The sequence below is a fragment of the Listeria rocourtiae FSL F6-920 genome, from assembly GCF_000525975.1.
Lineage (GTDB): Bacteria > Bacillota > Bacilli > Lactobacillales > Listeriaceae > Listeria_A > Listeria_A rocourtiae.
The window spans coordinates 22,756-46,991 of record NZ_AODK01000002.1 but is presented as its reverse complement, the minus strand read 5'-3'; the positions used below and the strand labels follow the sequence as shown (position 1 = coordinate 46,991).

At 41.7% G+C, this 24,236-nt stretch carries 19 protein-coding genes and 6 pseudogenes; 21 read left to right on the top strand and 4 right to left on the bottom strand.

The features are described 5' to 3' along the window. Positions 1–263, top strand: a 263-nt coding sequence (locus PROCOU_RS17630) for a hypothetical protein (protein WP_036068963.1), incomplete at its 5' end; no start/stop codon positions are given. Positions 264–404: 141 nt separating this feature from the next. Here PROCOU_RS17630 and PROCOU_RS00425 read toward each other — a convergent pair. Next, positions 405–1,434, bottom strand: a pseudogene (locus tag PROCOU_RS00425) (LacI family DNA-binding transcriptional regulator). A gap of 227 nt (positions 1,435–1,661) precedes the next feature. On the opposite strand from PROCOU_RS00425, the gene PROCOU_RS00420 reads away from it, so the two are divergent. The 10 genes and pseudogenes from PROCOU_RS00420 to pgmB all read left to right on the top strand — a co-directional run bounded on the left by PROCOU_RS00420 (position 1,662) and on the right by pgmB (position 13,571). Then, positions 1,662–3,344, top strand: a complete 1,683-nt coding sequence (locus PROCOU_RS00420; RefSeq protein WP_036068961.1) for an alpha-amylase family glycosyl hydrolase — start codon at positions 1,662–1,664, stop codon at positions 3,342–3,344. A 52-nt stretch (positions 3,345–3,396) separates the two neighbouring features. Then, positions 3,397–4,658: pseudogene (locus tag PROCOU_RS00415) on the top strand (ABC transporter substrate-binding protein). Positions 4,659–4,673: 15 nt separating this feature from the next. Further along, positions 4,674–5,555 (top strand): carbohydrate ABC transporter permease, encoded by an 882-nt coding sequence (locus tag PROCOU_RS00410; RefSeq protein ID WP_036068959.1) that lies wholly within the window; start codon positions 4,674–4,676, stop codon positions 5,553–5,555. Then, positions 5,542–6,402 carry a carbohydrate ABC transporter permease gene (locus tag PROCOU_RS00405; protein WP_036068957.1) on the top strand — a complete coding sequence of 287 codons (861 nt, stop codon included), beginning with the start codon at positions 5,542–5,544 and terminating at the stop codon, positions 6,400–6,402. Before PROCOU_RS00410 ends, PROCOU_RS00405 begins: the two co-directional genes overlap by 14 nt. Positions 6,403–6,632: 230 nt before the next feature. After that, positions 6,633–7,685, top strand: coding sequence for a zinc-dependent alcohol dehydrogenase (locus PROCOU_RS00400; protein WP_036068956.1), 1,053 nt, complete (start codon positions 6,633–6,635; stop codon positions 7,683–7,685). An 18-nt stretch (positions 7,686–7,703) separates the two neighbouring features. Next, positions 7,704–8,492 (top strand): sugar phosphate isomerase/epimerase family protein, encoded by a 789-nt coding sequence (locus PROCOU_RS00395; RefSeq protein WP_036068954.1) that lies wholly within the window; start codon positions 7,704–7,706, stop codon positions 8,490–8,492. 61 nt (positions 8,493–8,553) lie between these two features. Then, positions 8,554–9,588: a Gfo/Idh/MocA family protein gene (locus PROCOU_RS00390; protein WP_036068953.1), complete on the top strand. Its 1,035-nt coding sequence runs from the start codon at positions 8,554–8,556 to the stop codon at positions 9,586–9,588. Next, positions 9,585–11,777 (top strand): glycoside hydrolase family 65 protein, encoded by a 2,193-nt coding sequence (locus PROCOU_RS00385; protein WP_051993991.1) that lies wholly within the window; start codon positions 9,585–9,587, stop codon positions 11,775–11,777. The genes PROCOU_RS00390 and PROCOU_RS00385 overlap by 4 nt, the downstream gene beginning before the upstream one ends. 20 nt (positions 11,778–11,797) lie before the next feature. Beyond that, positions 11,798–12,915 (top strand): annotated as a pseudogene (locus tag PROCOU_RS00380) (glycerate kinase). Beyond that, the gene (gene pgmB, locus PROCOU_RS00375; RefSeq protein WP_036068952.1) at positions 12,912–13,571 is read left to right on the top strand and encodes a beta-phosphoglucomutase; all 660 of its coding nucleotides are present in this window, start codon (positions 12,912–12,914) and stop codon (positions 13,569–13,571) included. The pseudogene PROCOU_RS00380 and the gene pgmB overlap by 4 nt, the downstream one beginning before the upstream one ends. Positions 13,572–13,624: 53 nt before the next feature. On the opposite strand, the pseudogene PROCOU_RS00370 reads toward pgmB, so the two are convergent. Further along, a pseudogene (locus tag PROCOU_RS00370) lies at positions 13,625–14,180 on the bottom strand (helix-turn-helix domain-containing protein). 187 nt (positions 14,181–14,367) lie between these two features. Between PROCOU_RS00370 and PROCOU_RS19145 the strand changes: the two are divergent. From PROCOU_RS19145 to ahpF, 8 genes and pseudogenes are all read left to right on the top strand, one after another. Next, positions 14,368–14,544 (top strand): annotated as a pseudogene (locus PROCOU_RS19145) (lysine transporter LysE); the annotation flags it as partial. A gap of 43 nt (positions 14,545–14,587) precedes the next feature. After that, the gene (locus PROCOU_RS18160) at positions 14,588–14,890 is read left to right on the top strand and encodes a LysE family translocator (protein ID WP_244266195.1); all 303 of its coding nucleotides are present in this window, start codon (positions 14,588–14,590) and stop codon (positions 14,888–14,890) included. Between the two features lie 87 nt (positions 14,891–14,977). Further along, positions 14,978–16,403: pseudogene (locus tag PROCOU_RS00360) on the top strand (MBOAT family O-acyltransferase). 190 nt (positions 16,404–16,593) lie between these two features. Continuing rightward, entirely contained in the window at positions 16,594–16,794 is a 201-nt protein-coding gene (locus PROCOU_RS19445; RefSeq protein ID WP_036068951.1) for a hypothetical protein, read from the top strand. Continuing rightward, positions 16,763–17,590 carry a DHHW family protein gene (locus tag PROCOU_RS00350; protein ID WP_036068950.1) on the top strand — a complete coding sequence of 276 codons (828 nt, stop codon included), beginning with the start codon at positions 16,763–16,765 and terminating at the stop codon, positions 17,588–17,590. Before PROCOU_RS19445 ends, PROCOU_RS00350 begins: the two co-directional genes overlap by 32 nt. Before the next feature lie 12 nt (positions 17,591–17,602). Next, entirely contained in the window at positions 17,603–17,998 is a 396-nt protein-coding gene (locus tag PROCOU_RS00345) for a DUF1398 domain-containing protein (protein WP_036068948.1), read from the top strand. Positions 17,999–18,259: 261 nt separating this feature from the next. Further along, positions 18,260–18,823 (top strand): alkyl hydroperoxide reductase subunit C, encoded by a 564-nt coding sequence (gene ahpC, locus PROCOU_RS00340; protein WP_036068947.1) that lies wholly within the window; start codon positions 18,260–18,262, stop codon positions 18,821–18,823. Positions 18,824–18,825: 2 nt separating this feature from the next. Continuing rightward, entirely contained in the window at positions 18,826–20,355 is a 1,530-nt protein-coding gene (gene ahpF, locus PROCOU_RS00335) for an alkyl hydroperoxide reductase subunit F (protein WP_036068946.1), read from the top strand. Between the two features lie 776 nt (positions 20,356–21,131). On the opposite strand, the gene PROCOU_RS18155 is transcribed toward ahpF, so the two are convergent. Together PROCOU_RS18155 and PROCOU_RS18150 are read right to left on the bottom strand one after the other, a co-directional pair. Further along, positions 21,132–21,614 carry a helix-turn-helix domain-containing protein gene (locus PROCOU_RS18155; protein ID WP_244266194.1) on the bottom strand — a complete coding sequence of 161 codons (483 nt, stop codon included), beginning with the start codon at positions 21,612–21,614 and terminating at the stop codon, positions 21,132–21,134. Beyond that, positions 21,607–22,011 carry a hypothetical protein gene (locus PROCOU_RS18150; RefSeq protein WP_244266193.1) on the bottom strand — a complete coding sequence of 135 codons (405 nt, stop codon included), beginning with the start codon at positions 22,009–22,011 and terminating at the stop codon, positions 21,607–21,609. The genes PROCOU_RS18155 and PROCOU_RS18150 overlap by 8 nt, the downstream gene beginning before the upstream one ends. 141 nt (positions 22,012–22,152) lie before the next feature. On the opposite strand from PROCOU_RS18150, the gene PROCOU_RS00325 reads away from it, so the two are divergent. Beyond that, positions 22,153–22,596 carry a MarR family winged helix-turn-helix transcriptional regulator gene (locus tag PROCOU_RS00325; protein ID WP_036068945.1) on the top strand — a complete coding sequence of 148 codons (444 nt, stop codon included), beginning with the start codon at positions 22,153–22,155 and terminating at the stop codon, positions 22,594–22,596. Beyond that, complete coding sequence (locus tag PROCOU_RS00320; RefSeq protein ID WP_036068944.1) at positions 22,597–23,949, top strand: MATE family efflux transporter; 1,353 nt, start codon at positions 22,597–22,599, stop codon at positions 23,947–23,949. Positions 23,950–24,236: the final 287 nt, after the last annotated feature.

Here is a 24,236-nt window from a genome sequence, read left to right as displayed (position 1 = left end):
TGGGATTTGTGCCAGCAGGCACGTCGGTCTTACGTTTAGTGGTGAATGGTGTACCTCAGCGGACAATTACAGCGGTGAAAGACTTAGAAGTTGTGGCAGCCGGTGGGATTGATCCAACAGGGAAATTTAAGATGTATTCCCGCTTTATCGTGGATGAAAAAGGTGAACGTCGCAAATTACGCGATGGCGATCGGGTGACCATTGATGCCGGTGTTCAAATTCCTGGCTATGTGGGAGAAACGATTACTGTCGGTCAATTGTAAACATAGCACGCACGTAGTAATCTAGAAATCTATTAGGGAAATTTAATAAGGAAAAAATACGTATCAAAAATCTAAATTCAGATTTTTGATACGTATTTTTCTAGTTCAGAGAACCTTTTGTCTTGGACTTCTTCCATATTGTTAATGTGGCTTTAGAGATTGTATGGATGCTCCGTTTATCAGTTTTGTTTCGATAATCATTTTTGGGCTGTTTTTACCGTTGTGTTGAATTAATTTGAAAAGTAACTCGGTAGCCGATTTTCCTAAACGTTTGGTGGGAATATCAATGGCTGTTAGTGGTGGTGATAAGAAGGTTGATGCGACACGGTCATTGTAGCCAACGATTGAAAGATCTTCTGGTATTCGCAAGTTATGCTCGGCTGCTACTTTGTAAATGCTAAGTACTTTTAAATCATCGGTAGCAAAAATGGCAGTTGGCCGATTTGGGTGTGAAAGTAATTGATTTGCTGCGTTGTAAGCATCTTCAGCGACATATCCGCTATCTAAAATCCAGTCGCGACGAATATCCAAATTGTGATCAAATAGGCAACTGCGATAGCCAGCGAGTCGATCAATAGAAACGTGATGATTCAGTGGTGCATGTAAGCAAGCGATATTTTTATGGCCGTTTTTTATGAGCAGACTCGTGAGTTCGTAGGAATCTTTGAAATTATCGGTATCCACTGAGTAGACATTTTTTATAGGTACCATCGATTTTTCCAGTCACAACGATAGGAATGTTGAATGGATCTAGTTTCTTGAAAAAAGTTTCATCGGCAGGAGAGCTTAGCATGATAATGCCTTTAATCATTTTTTCTTTTATTTTGGCAATGCATTTATCGAGCTCATCATCGGTATTCCGAGATGTTTGCAGGATTAAATCGAAGTTCTGATCTTCCGCAATAGCCGAGATGGAGTGAATGATTTCTGAGAAAAAAGGATTTCCTGCTGTAGTCTTGGTTGGCCGATTTGAAATGACCATGATAGCGTCGAATCCAGAATTGGTTAGCGCTCGTGCTAGTTTGCTCGGTTTATATTTTAGTTCTTCGATTGCTGTTAGAACACGCTTTTTGGAGTCGGCAGAAATGTTTGTTTGATTATTTAGTACGCGTGAAACTGTTGATTTCGAGACTCCCGCGTGACGAGCAATATCGTAAATTGTGGCTCCCATTAGTTGTTCCTCCTTGTTCTATCTTGATGAGACCGTTCCCATCGTTATATATATCATAAATTCTATTCTACTCAATTGTGGTAAAGATGTCCAATGGTAAAAAAAATTGCTATATATAAGGGTATAAAAACTTTTTGTATAGGATGTGTAAAAAATATCATTGACAGAAAGCGCTTTCTGTAATATACTCTTTTTTGTGGGAGCGGTACCATAAAAGGAGGCAAAAAATGAATATCATTTTGAGGAGATTGGAAAGCATATATGGGGCTGAAAGCGCTATATCAATGGAACAAGCGATTAGAGAGCGAATTCAAGAGGCCCAATTGAAAAAATTAAAACAACGTAAGTCAGGCTGGGACCAAGAAGATGTGGTGATGATTACATATGGTGACCAATTTTGGGAGAAGGATCGGGCTACGTTAACGACATTCAAAAAGATGTATGATACGTACTTGAATGAGATGTTTGAGGTCGTTCATATTTTGCCGTTTTATCCGTACTCTTCGGATGATGGCTTCTCGGTGATTGATTACAAAAAAGTGAATCCGAAGCTTGGTGATTGGCAGGATGTTACCGATTTGACGAAATCAACGCGACTTATGTTTGATTATGTTTGTAATCATATATCTGCAAAAAGCGATTGGTTTCAAAGTTTTTTGAAGCAGGATAAACAGTATGACGAGTTCTTTGTGTCATTGCCAAAAGAAACGGACCTGTCGGCAGTAACTAGGCCACGTGCAACGCCAGTTTTGACGGAGTTTGAGATGGCAAATGGTGAGAAGGAGCATATTTGGACGACTTTTAGCGCGGATCAGATTGACCTTAATTTCGAGAATCCTAACGTGTTGTTAAAAATGATTGATGTTTTGGCGTTTTATTTAGAGGAAGGTGCGGAATATATTAGGTTGGATGCAGTTGGATTTATGTGGAAAGAACCTGGGACAACGTGCATTCACTTGGAAAAAACGCATGAGATTGTGAAACTGTTCCGCGATATCTTGGAGGAAATTGCTCCGGGAACAGTGATGATAACGGAGACGAATGTGCCACATAAGGATAACATTACCTATTTTGGAGATGGGCAGGATGAGGCGCATATGGTGTATCAATTCCCATTGCCACCGCTTGTGTTGCAAGCGATACATACAGGTAATGGTAGTGCATTATCAGGCTGGGCGCGTGATTTGGAATTACCTGGTGAAGACGCTACGTTTTTCAACTTCCTCGCCTCGCATGATGGTATTGGTTTGAATCCGATTCGGGGAATTTTGCCGGAAGCTGATATTTTGGCATTGGTAGCGGATTTGGAGGATGAGGGCGCGCTTGTCTCTTATAAACAAAATCCAGATGGGACGCAGAGCCCCTATGAGATTAATGTGACGTATATGGATGCGCTAAATCGATTGGCAGATAATGATGATACAAGGTTACAGCGATTCTTGCTGGCTCATTCAATTTTACTAACAATCCCAGGTGTCCCAGCGGTTTACGTGCAAAGTATATTAGGTGCGCGAAACGATTTGGATGGCGTCGCAGAAACAGGGCATAATCGTTCTATCAACCGCAAAAAATACCCACTTTCAGAGATTGAGGTAGGACTTGCAGATGAGAAAACATTGATGCACCGCACTTTTGAGGGAATTAAAGAATTAATCCAAGTTCGCAAAGGACAAACGTTATTCCACCCAAATGTACCGATGGAAGTTATGGATTTAGGCAAAGAAATTTTTGCAATTAAGCGTGCAGATGCTTCGGGGGACAGTATTCTTGTAGTTCATAATTTATCTAATCAAGCGATATCGTGTGATGTCATTGCAAATTGGGATATTTTAAAAGGTCAGCCGATTTATGGGAGCGCTCCAATTGTTCTTGCTCCATATGAATTCCGTTGGTTAACAAACAAAAACTAGGAGGTTTTTTAAGGTGAAAAAGAGAGGTTCGATTTTACTTGTTGTTGTGTTAATGTTAAGTGCGATTTTAGCGGCGTGTGGCGGTTCATCAGGAAGTGCAGATGATAAAGAAGTGACGATTGAGTTCATGCATTCTTCCGTTGAAAAGGAACGTCTTGATGTTATCAAAGAATTAGTAGCGAAATTTGAAAAAGAAAATCCAAACATTAAAGTGAAGCAAGTACCAGTAGAAGAAGACGCATTCAACACAAAAGTAGTAACATTGGCGCGTTCTGGAAAGCTACCGGCAGTTTTGGAGGTAAGTCAAGATTTTGCGAAAGTAATGGATAAAGATAAATTAATCGATCAAGCAGCAGTCAAAGATGTCATCAAAGAAGTTGGCGAAGATAGCTACTATGAAGGCGCGCTAAACCTTGTGCGTTCTGAGGATGGCAAAAGCTATATTGGTGTTCCGCTTACGGGCTGGGTACAAGGTATTTGGTACGATAAGAAAGCTTTAGCTGCGGCGAATTTTGAGGAACCAAAGAACTGGAACGACATTTTAACAATTGCGAAGCACTTTACGAATAAAGCGAACAAGAAATACGGTATTGCGATCCCAACAGCGGAAGGTGCGATGGCAGAGCAAGCATTTTCACAATTTGCGCTTTCTAATGAGGCGAACGTGCTAGATGCGAAAGGCGATATTACAATCGATACGAAAGAAATGAAACAAGCGTTGACGTTTTATCAAGAATTATCGAAATATACGATGCCTGGATCGAATGATGTAACGGAGATTAAGGATGCATTTATGAATGGCACGGCTCCAATGGCGATGTATTCGACGTACATTTTACCGGCAGTATTCACAGATGGTGATCCAAGCAATGTTGGTTTTATCATCCCAGAAGAAAAAAGAAAAAAGCAGTATATGGAACCGTTTCAGCACTAGCACTTTCGGACGGCCTAGATGACGCTCAAAAATCAGCAGGTAAAAAATTCGTGGAGTTCTTGTCACAGCCTGAGAACCAAACAAAATGGGTATTAATGTCTCCAGGTGGTGCACAACCAGTAAATAAAGGCGTTATTGAAAACGAAACATATAAAAATAATGAAGTCGTGAAATCATTTGGTGCTTTATCAGAAGAAATTGCGAAATCGTTTGATGACATTCAAATTTTTGGTCTAGTTGATGGTAAAAACTTCACGAAGATGGGTGATATCACAAGCTCAGGAGTTATTGCGAAAATGGTTAATAACGTGACGGTTGGCGGTAAAGACGTCCAATCAGAGCTTGAAAAAGCGCAGAGTACGGCTGAATCCAATAACTAAGAATAAGGAGGCACTATGAAAACAAAAGCATATAAACGATCGGATGCAAAAATGGCGTTGGCACTGCTGTCGCCTAGTATCCTCTTATTACTTGTGTTAGTGGCATATCCGATGATTTCTAACATTCAAATTAGCTTTTTAGAGTTACCGCTTAATCCGAACTTAGACTCTACTTTTATTGGGTTGCAAAACTATATTGATATTTTAACGGATGCCGAATTTTATAAGTCATTGGCGTTAACGTTTGGTTATACAATTTTGGTAGTCATTGGTAGTACAGGAATGGGGCTTCTGGTTGCGATTTTCTTCAACCGGGAGTTCAGATTCCGTAAAACGGCACGTTCACTTATTATTTTGTCATACGTAACGCCGTCGATTTCATTGATTTTTGCTTGGAAATATATGTTCAACAATAGTTACGGCGTGATTAATTTCGTAGGTGGCGATATTTTGCATCTATGGAAAGATGCGCCGTTATGGTTTGATAACCCGGTTTCAAGTTTTATTCTGGTTGTGCTATTTGCGATTTGGCGCTACTTCCCATATGCCTTCATCTCATTCCTAGCTATTCTACAAACAGTGGATAAATCGCTTTATGAAGCAGCGGACATGGATGGAGCAAGCGTTTGGGACAAATTTAAAATTGTAACATTGCCTGCAATCATGCCAGTTTTGGCAACAGTTGTGACATTGCGTGCCATTTGGATGTTCTACATGTTTACCGATGTATACTTGCTGACAAACAAGGTCAATATTCTTGGGGTTTACTTGTATCAAACAGCCTTTGCGTTCAATGACTTAGGTAAGGCATCAGCAATTTCAGTAGTTCTATTTGTCATCATCTTTGTGGTCATCATGGTTACAAGAAAGCGAGTGAATTTAAATGGCAGTAAGTAGTAAAAAAGCAAAACGGACAAAGAAAATAGTCTTTTTATGTGATGTGAGTTTAGTGTTATTTCTCTTGTTCACGCTGTTTCCATTCTTGATTATGATGATGACATCGTTTAAGAGTCCAAAAGAGGCAATTTCCACAACGCCAACTTTTTTTTTTCCTAAAGAATGGACGTTCCAGCACTATTTAGATATCTTTAATCCAGATATCTTCCCATTCTTAACGTATTTCAAAAATAGTTTCATTGTAGCTCTAGTTGCTGCTGGAGTCGCTGTTGTCTTAGGGATCTTAGGCGCATATGCCCTATCAAAATTACGTTTTAGGGCACGTACAACGATTAATGCGAGTTTCTATACAGTTTACATGTTCTCAGGAATTCTATTAATCGTGCCGTTGTTTAAAATTATTTCAAGTGTTGGCTTGTATGACACAAGAACAGCGCTGATTATTACAATGGTTGTGCAGACATTACCAACTGCAATCTTTATGCTGATTAGTTATTTCGATACAATTCCAGTCGATATCGAGGAAGCAGCAATGATGGATGGCTTGAATCGAATGCAAATTATTTTGCGGATTATCGTACCATTAGCTATTTCAGGAATTGTTTCTGTATTCGTGTACTGTTTCATGGTAGCTTGGAATGACTACTTGTTTGCATCGATTTTCTTATCTGACTCAGAGTTGTTTACATTACCAATTGGTTTAAATACGCTATTTAGTACGCCGGATTACATTTGGGGCCGTATGATGGCCGCATCTCTTGTGACAGCATTACCAGTCGTTATTATGTACGCCTTGTCAGAGCGATTCATAAAAGGGAATCTTACCGACGGCGGCGTCAAAGGCTAGGTCAGAGCGGTGAGAAGCGTTCATCTTCGTCGTTAAAAGTTCCGTTCCAGTGCTCACGTACGGAAGTACGCTCCGAGGCTGGTACTCACTTTTGCCTAGAAGCTAAAAGTTTCTCGCCGCTCTGACGGCGTGTTTGGAGGCGCGGACTTGGTTGGGAATTAGGATGGATTATTTACTCAAGAGATGGACATTTGGACATGGATTTGGGTTTTGGAAAGGAAGTTTAGTTGATGAAGAAATTGATTGCTACAGAGCCGCGGGTTGCGGATTTGGTGGAATATGAGGATCGTGCGTTGGCAAAGGATGAGGCTCGGATTAAAGTGAAGTTTGCGTCGCCTAAGCATGGTACGGAAGTTGTTGATTTCCGTGGTGTGAGCCCGTTTATTGATGAAGAGTTTAATGAGGAGTGGAACATGTTTATGCCACGTGCGGAAGGTTCGGCGCGTGGGATTGTGTTCGGCGAATTTCAGCTTGGAAATATGGTTGTTGGCGAGATTGTTGAAATTGGTTCTGATGTGACGGAGTATGCGATTGGTGACATGGTTTGCTCGTACGGGCCGATTATGGAGACGGTTATTGTGAAGGCTGTCGATAATTATAAACTTCGGAAAATGCCGGCGGGTGCTAGTTGGAAAAATGCGGTTTGTTATGATCCAGCGCAGTTCGCGATGAGTGGTGTGCGTGAGGCGCATGTTCGTGCGGGCGATTATGTCGTGGTTGTTGGCCTAGGTGCAATTGGACAAATCGCAATTCAACTGGCGAAAAAGGCTGGGGCGAGTATCGTGATTGGTGTCGATCCTTTGGAACATCGTCGTGAAATTGCAATGCGTCATGGTGCGGATGCTTGTTTTAATCCAATTGGAACGGATGTCGGGTTTGAGGTGAAGAAATTGACTGGCAAACTTGGCGCGGATTCAATCATTGAAACAAGTGGGAATTCGCAGGCGCTTGAGGCGGCGCTCCGCGGGATTGCGTATGGTGGAACTATTTCGTACGTGGCGTTTGCAAAGCCGTTTCCGGATGGGTTTAATTTGGGACGAGAAGCACATTTTAATAATGCCAAAATCGTTTTTGCACGCGCGTCCAGTGAGCCGAATCCAGATTATCCGCGTTGGAATCGGAAACGTATTGAGGAGACGTGTTGGGAACTTTTGATGAACGGATATCTTGATTGTGAAGATTTGATTGACCCAATTGTGAGTTTAGATGAAAGTGCGCAGGCTTATATGAAGTATGTGGATCAAAATCCAGATTTGAGTATTAAGATGGGAATCGAACTTTAAAGGAGACGAAAAACAGTTATGAAAATTGGGACGCAGAATCAGGCATTTTTTCCAGAGGGTATTATGGAGAAATTCGAATATGTGAAGGAAATGGGATTTGAAGGGTTCGAAATTGATGGAAAATTGCTCGTGGAAAATGTAGCGGAGGTAGGAGCGGCAATTGCAGCGACAGGGATTCCGGTTTCGACAGCGTGCGGTGGTTACGATGGCTGGATTGGTGATTTCATCGAGGAACGTCGTTTGCGTGGTTTGCAGGAAATCAAGTTAATTTTGGAGGCGTTGCAAGAAGTTGGTGGGAAAGGGATTGTGGTACCAGCTGCTTGGGGAATGTTTACGTATCGTTTGCCGCCAATGGTTTCGCCGCGTTCGGAAGCTGGTGATTTCAAAGCAGTGAGTGATTCGCTAGTTTATTTGGACGGAATTGCAGCAGAGACGGGTACGACGATTTTCTTGGAGCCGTTGAATCGTTATCAGGATCACATGATTAATTTGCTTGGCGATGCGCGTCGCTATATTGAGAAAAATAACTTGAAACATGTGAAAATTATCGCGGACTTCTACCATATGAACATTGAAGAGGATGGGATTTCTGAGGCACTTCATGCGAATCGTGATTTAGTAGAGCATGTGCATGTGGCGGATAATCATCGCTATCAGCCAGGCAGTGGATCACTTGATTTTAAAAAGCATTTCGATCAGTTGAAGGCGGATGGGTATGACGGGTTCTTGACGTTTGAATGCCGTGTTCGTGCGGATGATCCAGAAAAAGCGTATCGGGATGCGCTGGAACACTTAAAAAAATTGTAGATAAAAATAGTGGGCTGCCTCTAAATTTAATTTGGGGGCAGTGTTTAAGGGGGACTAGAACGTGAAGAAAGTGGCGATTATTGGTGCAGGGCAGGTGGCTGAGAAGGTGCACGCGGCATATTACCAGACACGGACTCAGGAGTTGGAGTTGGTCGCGGTTGTAGACCCGGATGCGGGACGTGCGCGTGATTTTGCGGAACAGAACGGATTTGCACGAAGTTACACAGATGCAACAGCAATGTTTGAATCTGAGAAGCCTGATATGGTGAGCATTTGTACGCCGAATCGGTTTCATTTTGATAATGTGATGCTAGCTTTGTCGCACGGTGCTGCGGTTATGTGTGAGAAACCGCCTGCGATGACGGCAAATGAGGCAAAAGAAATGCGTGATTTGGCAATGAAAAAGAATCTTGTTTTGGCATATGATTTCCATCATCGGTTTGCGACAGATATGCGTGAAGTGAAGCAGGCGTACGCAGATGGCGTGCTAGGCGAGGTTTATATGACGAAAGCAAAAGCGTTACGTCGTTCAGGCGTTCCAGGTTGGGGATCTTTCACGAACAAGGCGTTGCAAGGTGGTGGGCCATTGATTGACATTGGGATTCATATGTTAGACGCAGCGATGTACGTACTTGATTTCCCACAAGTCAAGAAAGTGACTGCTAAAATGTTTCAAAAAATTGGGACAAAGAAGTCGGAAGGGACATTTGGAACTTGGGATCCGACAAAATATGATGTTGAGGACGCAGTTTTTGCGTTTATTGAATTTGAAAATGGTGGCTTGCTACAGTTGGAGACTTCGTTTGTATTGCAGATGAAAGACAAAGCGGTATTGAATGTCGAATTTTTTGGTGATGAGGCTGGTGCGACGCTGTTTCCAGCAGAGATTTACACGGATCGGGCTGGCGAGTTGGTTACGATTTTGAAGAAGGAGACCGCGGATGAGGAGCGACATGCAAAAAGTATGCAAGCATTTGTAGACCGGGTACTTGGTGCGGATGTTATGGTGGCTGACGCGGAACAGGGTTATCAAGTTCAGCGTTTGATTGAGGCGATTTACGAATCGGCGGAAAAAGGTGAGAGTGTATATTTATGAGTAGAGTTAGTGTGTTACGGGAGAATAAAATAGATCCGCATTATTTTGATACGTATGCGAGTTTGATGACAGCGGGAAATGGCTATATGGGCGTCCGTGCTGGATTTGAAGAGGATTATCCTGAGCAGACGCGTGGTATGTTTGTGGCAGGAGTTTACAATAAAGCGCAAGGACAAGTGAGTTCGGATTTGGTTAATTTGCCTGATGTGACGCGATTTGAGCTCGAAATTGAGAATGTGAATTTTTCGATGCATCGTGGGAAGATTCTAGATTTTCAGCGGGTATTTGATTTGGAAACGGGTGAGATAAATCGTGAATTGATTTGGGAGCATCCGAATGGGAAACGTTTTGGGCTTTGTTTTAAGCGCTTTGTAAGTAAGAAGAAATTACATAGAGTGTATGCGAAGATAGAGATTACAAGCCTTTCTGGGGACGCAGATGTGCGGATTCGGACGGGGATTGATGGGCAACAAACGAATTTTGGGACGCAACATTTGGTGGAGCGCTCACTTCGGGTATTTAGTGAAACGTGGATGCAGGGCGATTATGTAACAACGCAAAGTGGACATGATGTAGCGGTGACATCGATGATTAGTGCGCCAGGAAGTTTTACAGCGAAGAATCGGCAGTTGCTTGTTACGGTGAATCAGAAGTTGGCGGAAAATGAGCCGTTTACATTGGAAAAGGTAAGCGTCATAGCCACAAGCTTAGAGACGGAAAATCCGGCTGAATTTGGGCTTGGTGACATACGTGAGGCGAAGGGATATGAGGAATCTCTAGCGGAATCGCGCGATGTTTGGCAGGAGTTTTGGCAGGATTATCGTGTTGAGGTGACATCGGAAAGCGCATTTGACCAGTTAGCGCTTGATTTTTCGGCGTATCATTTGGAAGCGATGACACCGTCTCATGATGAGCGTTTTAGTGTTGGTGCAAAAGGTTTGACGGGTGAAGGCTACAAGGGGCATGTGTTCTGGGATACGGAGATTTTTATTGCACCATTTCATTTGTATAATCACCCGGAAAAAGTACGGAAATTGCTGCGTTATCGCTACCTTCATTTGGAGCAGGCACGTAAAAAGGCTGAGAAAAATGGCTATCAAGGGGCTTTGTTTCCTTGGGAGAGCGCATTTAGTGGCGAGGAAGAGACGCCTGAATTTGCAGCGATTAACGTCCGTACTGGGAAACGTCAAAAAGTGGCATCGGCTCTTGCAGAACACCATATTGTGGCGGATATAGCGCATGCTGTTGTTAATTATTACGAGGCGAGTCAAGATGAGCTGTTTATGGAGCATGATGGCTTACAAATGTTGCAGGATACGGCGCGCTTTTGGTTGAGTCGAGCTGTGTTAAAAGACGGGAAATATGTTATATTAGATGTAATCGGTCCCGATGAATATACGGAGCATGTAGATAATAATGCTTACACGAATTATTTGGCGCATGAAAATGTATATCAGACGTTACGCTTTATGGCGAAATATGGCCAGAAACATACAGCATTTTATGATTTATGCGAGGCGTTTTTACGAAAAATTTATTTGCCGCAACCGGACGCATCGAAGTTGATTCCTCAAGACGATACATTTTTGGGTAAACCAGAAATTGATTTGTCGGAATATAAGGCGCGGCAAGGGTCCCAGGCGATTCTGTTGGATTATTCGCGGGCAGAAGTGAATGAGATGCAGATTTTGAAGCAGGCAGATGTGGTAATGTTGTTGTATTTACTGCCCAATCTGTTTTCAGAGGATATCGTGGGGCGGAATTTGGACTATTACGAGGAGCATACGATTCATGATTCTTCGCTAAGTAAGGCGATTCATGCGATTGTGGCGAATCGTGTTGGTCAGCAGGAAAAGGCGTATCGTTTCTTTGAAGAGGCGTGCCGAATTGACCTTGAGGCAGCTCCGGGTGGCTCGGACGAAGGTTTACATGCAGCCTCGCTTGGTGCGATTTGGTTGTCCACGATATTCGGTTTTGGTGGTGTCGCAATCTCGGATGGTTCACTGCATTTGAATCCACGGTTACCAGCTGGATGGAAGCGCTTGGCATTTTCATTTGTATGGCACGGCGAACGTTTGGAAATAGTATTGGAACAGGACACCATTCGTGTAACGAAACAAACGACAGCGCCAATTGAGATACATGTTTTTGGTGAAAAGCATCGTATGACGACAGGACTAGAAATCTAAATTTGGAAGGAAGAGCATTCATGAAAATAGTCATTGCCCCAGATTCATATAAGGAAAGTTTAACGGCGCAGGAGGTTGCCGAAGCGATTCGAGTGGGATTCGCAGATGTATTTCCGAACGCGGAGTATCAGCTTTTGCCGGTGGGCGATGGCGGAGAAGGAACGATTGCGATTCTTGCAGATGCGTCTGATGGTGTGATGGAGGAAGTATTTGTAACGGGACCACTTGGCGAATTGGTAACAGCGAAAATGGCGTTTAGTGCGGATCGGACACGGGCGTTTATTGAGATGGCGGAGGCGTGTGGGCTACATTTGGTGCCGCTGGAAAAACGTAATCCTTTAGCGGTGAGCACGTCGGGTGTTGGTGAATTGATTCGGCATGCGCTTGACGCGAGAGTTCGGGAAATCATAATTGGAGTTGGCGGAAGTGCTTCCCATGACGGCGGTATTGGTATGGCTTCGGCACTAGGCGCGCGCTTTTATAATTTGCGTGGTGAGGCGGTAACTCCGATTGGTGCCAACTTAAGCGCAATCAGTTCAGTTTCGCTGACGGATTTGGATTCTCGTCTTGGTGACACGGTGATTCGGATTGCGGCTGATGTGGAAAATCCGCTATGTGGTGAGAATGGTGCGGCTGCTATTTTCGGACCACAAAAAGGATTGGCACAAGACGCAATTCCAAGTATTGATAACGCGATGCAAGGTTTTTATTCGATTTTTGAGAAGGATGTGCGTAGGTTGCCAGGAAGCGGTGCTGGTGGCGGAATGGGCGCTGGTTTGATGTTATTTACTGGCGCTGAATTTGAGCGGGAATTGAACTTGTTTTGCGAGAACTAAAGATGAAGGAAGCTTGCGCAGATGCGGATGTTATTCTGGTTGGCGAAGGCCGGATGGACGGTCAAACGATTTTTGGGAAAGCGCCGATTGGTGTTGCAAATTGTGCTCCTGAAAATACGACGGTAATTGGCATTTGTGGTAGCATTGGAGATGGGATTGAAGCGGTTTATTCGAAAATAGATGCGGTTTTCCCAACGATTGCAACGGCTGGAACGCTTGCTGAAATTTTGCCTAAAACGCGTGAAAATATTGAGCGGACAGCACGTAATGTGGCAGTCTTGCTGAAGGGGAGAATACGGTGAAACAGTTAGAAGCAGTTATTTTTGATTTGGATGGTGTTATTACGGACAGCGCGCATTTTCATTATTTAGCGTGGAAACAGTTAGCGGCTGATGTTGATATTGAAATCGATGAAGCATTCAATGAGACGCTAAAAGGGATTAGTCGGATGGACTCGCTTGATTTGATTCTGGCAAAAGGTGGTCGCGAAAATGACTTCACACTGGAGCAAAAAGAAGAGTTGGCGGCTAAGAAAAACGCACATTACGTGGAGCTATTGAAAGATTTGTCTCCCGCGGATATTTTACCGGGAATCGAGTCCTTGCTAGAAGCGATTCGTTCGGCGGGCCTGAAGATTGCTTTGGCATCAGTTTCGAAAAATGCACCGATGGTCCTTTCAGCGCTTGGTTTGACGGCTAACTTTGATTACCTAGCTGATGCTGCGAAAATTACGCGCTCCAAACCTGATCCAGAAATTTTTCTTGTAGCAGCAGCTGGACTCGATGTAGAGCCAGCGAATGCCGTTGGAATTGAGGATGCACAGGCTGGTGTCGAGGCTATTAAATCTGCTGGTATGAAAGCGATTGGTGTTGGAACTGGGCTTGTCGGAACGGATGAATTAGTGAGTGATACATCCAAATTGTCACTCGCATTGATTCAAAAAGTATTTCAAATGTAAAAGTAGCGTGAATTCGGTGCACACCAAAACCGAATTTCACGCTATTTTTCTGCTTAGATTGGATAGTAAATAATCATACTTAGCCGGCAAATTTCTTCGCTTGCGTTCGTGTATACATGCTCTTGATCCGCCTTGAAACGAATAGAGTCACCATCTTTAGCTCTCAGCTCTTCTCCGTTTGTCGTAATAACAAGTTCCCCTGAAAATACATTAATAAATTCTTCTGTCCCATCTGGATGAGGCGTTGATTCAAGACGTCCATCGGGGTCAATTTCCAAATAGTATGTCTCAAAGCGGCGTTCGCTATCAAAAGTAAACATCGGATAATTACGACATTTCCCATCATCGGCAATGAGTGGTTCACGAGTTTTACGGTCAATTACTTCATAATCTATTTTTGGTTTCGTCACTAATTCTGTAAAAGAAACTTTTAAACCATTCGCGATTTTCCATAAAGTTGATATCGTTGGGTTAACGTCTCCGCGTTCGATTTGTCCAAGCATACTCTTACTGACACCAGTTAGTTTTGCGAGTTCATCGAGGCTGAGGCGTTTTTTTTTGTCGAGCTAATTTCAAATTTTCTGAGACTACAGCACTAATATTATCCACTAGTTTGTCCTTCTTTCACATTGACAATATAACGCACGTAATGTATTGTATACTGTACGAACGTTATAATATCCTTTTTGTGTATTATATCATCCGGAGAAAGGGAGGTAAAGAATATGTTTAATATTGCGGCGTTTTTTTATCTTATATATTTTTGACAGCTTATACGCCAGGGCCAAATAACATTATGGCGATGTCGAATGCGAGTAATGATGGTTTTAAAAAGAGTTTTAAGTTCTGTTTAGGAGTTTTGGCCGGCTTTTTTGTTATTGTGTTAGCTTCAGCAATTTTTAGCGCGACTTTATATGATTTTATACCAACAATCGAGCCATTTATGCGTTTAATTGGGGCTGCGTATATTTTATGGTTAGCTTGGACGATTTTACGCGATAAACCAAAGTGTTCTAATGCCAAAAAAAGTGCGCTTGGAACCGAATTGTTTCTTTACAGGTATGGTAATGCAATTTGTAAACGTGAAGGTGATTTTATATGGAGTGACAACTTTTTCAACGCTTGTTTTGCCTTATTTCAGTGGTTTTTGGCAAATCTCTCTCTTTATTTTGATTTTGACGGTTGTCGGCTTTTCTGGGACGTGTTGTTGGGCGATGTTTGGTTCGATTTTTAGCAGGATATTTGTTGAGCATAAGAGAGGACTGAACATTGTGATGGCACTCTTACTCGCATATTGTGCAACCTCGATTTTGATGTGAAATGCGTGTTGTTTTTTGGTGCTTGTCGTAGTAAAATGAATAGGATATGCAGAATTCAAAAACTTCAAGAAAAGGGAGAAAAAGGGCATGCTATTCAGTACTACGACATTTTTATTTGTATTTTTACCGCTTGTTTTAGCTATTTATCTGATCACGCCTAAGAAATTAAAAAACATTATGCTATTGTTAGCTAGCTTATTTTTTTATGCGTGGGGAGAGCCGAAATTTATCTATGTGATGTTACTTTCTATTTTACTCAACTATGTGTTCGGACTGCTTGCGGACAAGGCGAAGAGGGAAGGGAAGTATGGCAAATTAGTTATCACATTGATGATTATCGGGAATTTAGCGATTTTAGGAATTTTTAAATATGCAAACTTTGTTGTATTCAATATAGAGACGTTTTTTGGATCGAATTTTGAATGGACAGCGATTGCATTGCCACTTGGGATTTCGTTCTATACGTTCCAGGGGATAAGTTACGTGATGGATGTTTACCGTGGCGATGGACGCGTACAGAAGAATCCGCTGAATATTGCGCTATACATATCATTATTTCCACAACTTGTGGCGGGCCCTATTGTACGCTATCAGACGGTTGCTGATCAGATTGAGAATCGAAAAGTTGATATCAATTTGTTTGCAAGCGGAGTAAAGCGCTTTATTATCGGGTTGGCGAAGAAGATGTTTATCGCAAATAACTGCGGGCTTGTCGCAGATCAGATTTTTCAAAGTCAGGGTGGCGGTTTGTCGGTTGGAACCGCTTGGATTGGTCTTGTTTTTTATTCGCTTCAAATTTTCTTTGATTTCTCGGGTTATTCCGATATGGCGATTGGTCTTGGACGGATGTTCGGCTTTAAGTTTCTCGAAAACTTTAACTATCCGTATATCGCAAAATCAGTATCAGAATTTTGGCGGAGATGGCATATCTCGCTTGGAACATGGTTTAAAGATTATCTTTACATTCCACTAGGTGGAAATCGTGTTTCTCCTATTAAGGTCTATCGAAATTTGGCGATTGTTTGGCTGGCAACAGGAATTTGGCACGGTGCAAGTTGGAATTTCCTGCTTTGGGGTGCTTATTATGGGCTGTTCATTATGCTTGAAAAAGCTTTTTTAGGAAAAGCTTTGCTGAAAGTTCCGGCAGCGCTACAACATGTGTATGCTTTAATAGTCATCATCTTTGGTTGGCTCTTATTCCGAATCGACAACGTAAGCGATATTTGGAGTTACCTCGGCTCGATGTTCGGTTCCAGTGTATTCTGGGATGCACGCGCAACGTACTATATACATGAATATGCCATTGTTTTAATTGTTGCAATCATTGCATGTACGCCACTCGTGAAAAACTTTTTTTGCAAGTGAGAAATTACTAACGTTTATGCAAAGTCATCGCGCACTTCATGTGACAAAAGACGTTGCAACACTTGCTGTTATGGCTTTCATATTCATCTACTCTGTAGCGCTCGTTGTTGGCTCGACGTTCAACCCATTCATTTATTTCAGATTTTAAAACGTTAGGAGAATAACTGTGAATAAAAAACTATTTAATCTTTTACTATCGGCTGGATTTCTACTCTTTATTTTCGGAGTCTTTTTTCTTCTATCTGTTTGCTGGGAAAAACCAAGTATCAATTCTAGAGAGCCGTAATTTAGCACAGAAGCCTGAATTCAGTGCAGAAGCAGTACAAAGCGGTCAATATATGCGAAGTTGGGATGTCTTTTTTAATGATCAGTTCCCGCGTCGTGATGCGTTTACAGAGCTCAATATGCGCGTCAATCAAATGGCACTTGGACAAGATGTGTATAAAGATGTATACGTGGCACCAGATGGCTATTTACTGACAAAAGTAGAACAATACACGAAAGCTGATGCAGACAAAAATTGCGGCGCGTGTGAATAATGTTGGGAAGTTGTTGCAAAAGCAAGGAGTTGCGACAAGCTTGGTGCTCGTTCCGAATAAGTCAACGGTGTTTGAGGAAAAATTCCCAACATATTATCCAAGCTTTGGACGTGAAGGCTACGAGCGTTTGATGCCGCTTATTGATAAGCAATACGTGCAAAATATCGATGTTTCAAAAGTACTTTACAAGAATAAGAATGAAAAAAACATGTTTTTCTATACGGATCACCATTGGCAGGCTAAAGCAGCATTCTTAGCTTCGGAAAAAGTCACAAAGGTGATGAATCCTGATGTGAAGCAATTGACGATGGATGACTGGATTTGGAAATTGGAAGGTTTGTCATTTTATGGGTCTGATGCTCGGAAAACAACGTCCTCTCTCGTATCTAAGCCGGATCAGGTAATGGTTGCAGAACAGAAGAATTTGAGTGCACCATATAAGTTAGATGTTATTAGGGAGAAGCGTGATTCACTATACGTGATGAGTCGATTGACAGACCCAGCGGTGTACGCGAATCGTTATACGGCCTATATTGGAACGGATTATCCCGAACTTCATATCAAGACACCAAACCCGCTGACGCAGAAGAATCTACTAATTTTCAAGGATTCTTATGCGAATGCATTTATCCAGTTTATTGCCCCATATTATGCGAATGTACACGTATTGGATTTGCGCTATTACAAGAATCTAGATATACAAGCATACGTGAAAAAATACGATATTAATCAGGCGTTGTTGTTTTTCAATAATAATTCGATCTATGCAACACCGCAACTGACAACGTTCGAATAGGAGGAGAGGCTCTTGCTGACGCAGAAAAAGATTATGCAAGTTGCGACAAGTGAAGAAAATGCTGGTGATTTTCCAAAGGTTGTACAAGGATTTAAAGCTGCTGGCGTTGTAAAATACGATTATCTAGTGAAAACGGGGATGTATGTTTTCTGGGACGAAGAAGGAGCGACAGTTGAAGCACAATTAAACGGTGTGCCCAAAAATATTGCTTCGGAATCCTCAATAACTGGAATAAAAGAAGCTGTGAAGCAAGCCCAATCGGGAAAAATTGACTTCGAGCAATTTTGTGAGTTGGCAGGTTTAGCAGGTGTTTCGGTTTGGCATTCAGATTTAGCTGAAATGGTGGTAACATATCGAGATGGCGCAGGTGCTGTTTTGTTGCAGGAACCGATACCGACTGGAAAATAAAATGTATATTTCTCAGTTAAAGCAGGATTCATGGGTTTCTCTGATTTCCTGCTTGTTTTATAAGTAAACGATAAAATAGTTGTTTAAGTGATAATTTAAATTGATAATCAAAAGGCTTTACACCAATAATAAAGCAAAATAATTAATTTATACTCATTTTAAAATAGGATATATTCCAATTAACTCTTGACATTAGTCTAAAAGAAGTTGATAATTCTAAGTGTGGTAATTCACATATATAAATCTAAGGAGGTACATAAAATGTCATTAATCGGTAAAGAAATTGAGGAATTTGCAGCGAAAGCTTTCCACCAAGGTAATTTTATTGACGTTTCATCGGAAAATTTTAAAGGAAAATGGAGTGTTGTTTGCTTTTATCCAGCCGATTTCACATTCGTTTGCCCGACTGAATTAGAAGATTTGCAAGATCAATATAAAACACTACAAGATTTAGGTGTTGAGGTTTATTCCGTTTCAACAGATACACATTTCACGCATAAAGCATGGCATGATGCGTCTGAGGCAATTGGCAAAATTGAATATATTATGATTGGCGATCCGTCACACAACATTTCGCGTGCTTTTGACGTTTTAGATGAGGTGGAAGGACTAGCTAATCGTGGAACTTTTATTCTTGATCCAGACGGTGTTGTTCAAACAGTTGAAATTAATGCGGATGGTATTGGTCGCGACGCTAGTACTCTAGTCGATAAAATCCGTGCTGCGCAATACGTGCGTAACAATCCAGGTGAAGTTTGTCCTGCAAAATGGAAAGAAGGCGCAGACACACTGAAGCCAAGCCTAGATTTAGTAGGTAAGATTTAAAAATGGCATTAGATCAAGGAATCAAGGAACAGCTTGCTGGCTATCTGGAATTGCTTGAACAAAATATTGTTCTAAGAGTGAGTGTCGCAACAGATGAGAGCTCGCAAAAGTTACTTGAGTTTGTAGAAGAAATTGTAGCTATGTCACCAAAAATTCGTTTAGAGCACGGTTCACTTGCGAAAACACCAAGTTTTAGTGTGGAACGTGAAGATGAAGATTGTGGTATTATTTTTGCTGGTATTCCGCTCGGTGAGGAATTTACATCATTCATTTTAGCTTTACTGCAAGTGAGTGGGCGAGCGCCTAAGATTGATGATAAGGTTGTTACCAAGATTAAGAATATCAGCCAGTCGCTACAATTTGAGTCATATATCAGTTTGACATGTCATAATTGCCCTGATGTTGTACAAGCGCTTAACATCATGAGTGTGCTGAATCCGAATATTTCACATACGATGATTGAAGGCGGGAGCTTCAAGGATGAAATTGAAGCGCGAAATATCATGGCAGTTCCAACCGTTTTTGTGAATGGCGAACTGTTTGGTAGTGGCCGAATGACGATTGATGAAATCATTGAGAAAATTGTTGGGGCAGCAGATGCTTCGGAATTTGAGAATAAAGATCCATTCGATGTTCTTGTTATCGGTGCAGGTCCCGCGGGTGCTAGTGCAGCAATTTATGCAGCGAGAAAAGGCGTTCGGACTGGGATTGTTGCGGATACTTTCGGAGGACAAGTTTTAGAGACTTTAAGTATTGAAAACGTCATTGGGACGAAGTATACAGAAGGTCCAAAACTTGTGGCTCAAATTGAAGAACATGTGCATGAATATAACGTTGACGTGATGAAGCAAGTTCGCGCGAAAAGCATCGAAAAGAAAGAAAACGTGGAAGTAACACTTGAAAATGGCGCAGTTTTAACGACTAAAACCGCGATTATTTCAACAGGAGCAAGATGGCGGAATGTCGGTGTTCCAGGTGAGCAAGAATTTAAGAACAAAGGTGTAGCGTATTGTCCGCACTGTGATGGTCCACTTTTTGAAGGGAAGAACGTGGCGGTTATCGGAGGCGGGAACTCTGGTATTGAAGCAGCGATTGATCTTGCCGGGACAACAAAGCATGTGACTGTTCTTGAGTTTATGCCTGAATTAAAAGCAGATCAAGTTTTGCAAGAGCGTTTGTATTCATTGCCGAATGTTACTGTACTAAAAAATGTACAAACAAAAGAAATTACAGGGCAAGATAAGGTGAATGGCATTACTTATGTGAATCGTGATACGGCAGAAGAGGTTCATATTGATGTAGAAGGTGTATTCATTTTAATCGGCTTAGTTCCGAATACAGAATTTCTTGAAGGTACTGTAGAGCGCAACAAAATGGGCGAAATTCTAATTAATAAGCACGGTGAGACAAGTGTTCCAGGTGTATTCGCAGCTGGGGATTGTACAGATAGCGCTTATAAGCAAATCATTATTTCGATGGGATCAGGTGCCACTGCGGCTCTTGGTGCATTCGATTACATGATTCGCAATTAAGAAATCGATAAGCTTGAGGCATAAGCCAAATAAAGTGGCGAGAAGTGCTCGATTATAAGCAAGATTCACGTCCTATCCGAAAAACATACTAAGATGAGTTAGCGGCTGGTATCGAAGAAAAAGCTTTAAAACAAGAGAAGCGGATGTGGATCAAACAACAAAAACAAGTACAACACGATTATTTACCGCGGCTACAAAAGTATCAGGCCTTGCTTGTTGAGTCCTGTGATTAGTATGGAGAAGGGGACCGTGGTTTTTATCAAGCATTTAGATCGTAGTAATAGGAAAGAACGTTTTTTGACGATATTGTCAAAAAGTGCTATAATGAAATAGAAAAGGAAGCCATGCGCTAACATGACTTCCTAGCGCAAACACCATTTAAGATGGTGACAGCTGTATTAGATAATAAAATCCGCCTAGCCGTCAAGCTTATGGGTGGATTTTATTTTTTGTCATTTCCAGGAGAAGCCATGAATAATAACATAGGCACCACCTACTTTCATAAAAAGAAGGCTGCCAACCACCATAAACTCGTTTGCATCATCTAAGTATATCACAAAAATGAGTGATTTTTAAAGCAATGCTGAGGCTCTTTTTACGAAGGGTTTTGGCATTTTTTATTGTATATGGTAATAAAAAATGCCCACTTTAGTATAGCCATTTGTCCAGAAAAAGAGATAGGCTTTCTTCAATGTGCCTAAATGGTCTACCTATTGTGTCGACTTATTACTTGGCTAAACGTAAGAACAGGAATCGTGATATCTTGCTTATTTTTCTTATTCTGTTGTTTCAAAAAGAAGACAGCTCAGGTAAGCGAAAAGTAAGCCATCTGTTTTTCGGAGGGAGAGGTTTGTTAATTCTTGAAATTTGTCGATGCGGTATTGCATCGTGTTTCGGTGCATGAATAAAGCTTTTGCGGTCATGCTTAAATTGCCTTGATTCTCCCAGAGCGCTTTGATGAGTGGCTTCCACGTCTCATCTTTCTCGAAAAGCCGACTGATTTCCTGGGCTAATAAACTGTTGGTCAACTGTGCTGCTATCATTGGTAAACAATTGGATTCGACGGTTTGGACGAGTTGATTAGAATTTTGGCGGAATAGGCGTTGTTCCTCGGCGAATAGGTCGCGAAGTAAGGCATTTTTTTCGTGGAATAAGCCCATAAAAAAGTGTACTTGGATATAAAAATCACTTTCTAGCGTTGTTGCGATAGCGTCAAGCTCATCTTCGCCAAGTAGAGAACCGGCTATTTTTTCAATCAAGATGCCATAATCTTCGGTGAGCATAATAAGCTCTGTATCTTGTGCGAAAAAGCTGACCAGTGCCTTTTGCCATTCGAGTAGTATTTTTTTTTGAGAGTGACGTGGATTGAATTTGGAATTGAATGATGCGGAAAGAATTGTTCTCTGGATGGATTATGACATCTTCTTGTGTGAATAATAAGGTGTGCCATTCTGTTAATTGTTCGTTCTTGAAAACCGGAGCGGGTGCTTGGAAAAGACTTTGCAATAAGGCTTGCTCTTCTGATGTTAGCGTTTTCTTAGGAATCGCAAAATAGTAAGGGTTTTCATAAAAGAAGAGATGTGTTGTATTTATTTTTAACGGTTTTTCGGAATATGTAAGGTCGGGATAGCGCTCTTTTAGTTTTTTTATCAACATTATGTTAACCTCGCTTTCTACTCTATTTATTGTGTCAAAACTGCTTGATAAAGTCAAATTTGATTGCGGGATGTGTCTTTATTCGCTATAATGAGTATAGTTGATGTCGCAACCATTTGAAGGTTAGAGAAGAGGCGAATGATGGCAAAAAAATATGAAATTATCGCAAAATCGATGTCCATTGTGAATCGGTGTGGAAATACATTTAAATTAAATCGATTGAAAGAATATGGTTTAGGAGTTGGGCAATTACGTTACATTACGACGCTTTATCATCATGATGGTTTGTCGCAGGATGAGATTGTGAAGCGTTTTATGGTTGATAAGGCGAATGTGGCAAGACATATTCAGCGCTTGGAGGATCTGGGCATGATTCGTCGGGAAGTGAATCAGCAAGATAAACGGAAACATCGGATTTACTTGACGGAAAAAGGGAAGGCGGTACAGCCTTTTATTGAGGAAACAATGATGGACTGGTCTGGGATTTTGACAAAGGGGTTTTCAGAAGAGGAGCAGGAGCAGTTATTGCAGTTGTTACTTCGAATGGCGGATAATGTGCAAAATTATGAGAAGGCGGATGAGTAGATGAAGGAGCAGAGTAAACGACTGGGTGAAGATAAAATTGGTTCGTTGATGTGGCGCTTGTCAGTTCCTGCATTTGTCGGAATGTTCGTGATGGGTATGTATAACATTGTTGATACGATTTTCGTGGCGCGAGGTGTTGGGTCACTTGGGGTTGCGGCGCTTTCGATTGCATTTCCAGTGCAGATGATTATGATGGCGATGGCGGCAATGTTCGGAATCGGGGGTGCATCGATTATTTCGCGAGCTCTCGGTGCTGGAAAGGGTGAGGAAGCGAACCGGGTGTATCATCAGGTGATTTGGCTGGTTGTCATTTCGAGTTTAGTGCTGGCAATTATCACGTTTATTTTCCTTGATCCGCTTGTGACAATGTTTGGTGCAACACCAGAAATCCATCAGTACGCGAAAGATTTCTTGCAAATTTTGTTGCTAGGGTCGGTTTTCCAAACGTTTGCGATGGCGATGAATAACATTGTTCGTTCAGAGGGAAATGCTAAAATTGCGATGTTGACAATGATTATTTCGGCAGTTTTGAATATGATTTTGAATCCAATTTTTATTATGGGTCTAGATATGGGAATTCGTGGTTCCGCTTTTGCAACATTGATAGCGCAAGCAGTTGGCGCGGTTTGGTTGCTCATCTACTTCCTATCAGGGAAAAGTTCGCTAACGTTAAAAGGGTTTCGATTCCATATCGATTGGAAGCTATCGGGAAGTATTATGGCGATTGGGTTTCCATCGTTTATTATGATGTCGGCGGGAAGTATTGTATCGATATCTGTGAACTGGATGCTCAATATACACGGCGGGACGATGGCGATTGCGGCTTATGGTGTGGCGAATAGAATCGCATCATTCATGATTATGCCGATTAATGGTGTGACGCAGGGGATGCAACCAATTGTGGGCTTCAACTACGGCGCGCGGGAGTATAAGCGTGTGATAAAAGCGGTGAAGCTGTCTATTGTTGCAGCAACCGTGATGTCTATCGTTGCTTTTGCTGTTGTCGAGCTATTTCCAGATTTATTGGTCAGCGTCTTTACGGATGATAAACAATTACTAAAAGATGGAGCGCATGCAGTACAAGTTGTCTTGTTAGCAGCTCCAACGATCGGTTTTCAGATTGTTTGTGGAGGATTGTACCAAGCGCTTGGAAGGGCACGGATTTCATTTGTGATTTCGCTAATGCGGCAGATTATCTGCTTAATTCCGTTACTCCTCGTTTTGCCTAGTTTCTGGGGCTTGGATGGGGTTTGGTATGCCTTCCCACTTGCAGATGTTGGGGCGTTTACCGTATGTTTGATTATTATGCTACGAACGTGGCGCGGATTGTTTAAAAATCCGGAAATGGTTTAAAAGATGGGTTTGAGATAAATAATCATGAAAAAAATATCGAGTTACATCGGGCTACAACTGTTTTTCTATCGTAAATAGAGATAGAGAAATAAGTTGTAGGCGATGTTTTTTTGTCTAGTGTTGTGTCGAACAGCCGGGAAGGATTACATGCTCGTTGCACTCACATGCATATTGGGACTGTAATTCACTTTGTTCATACAGTCCCAACAATGCAAGCGCTTGACAAAAATCTGTTGTTGCACTAATATGATGTTTATATAGTTTGTTTGCAAAACTAACCAACCTGA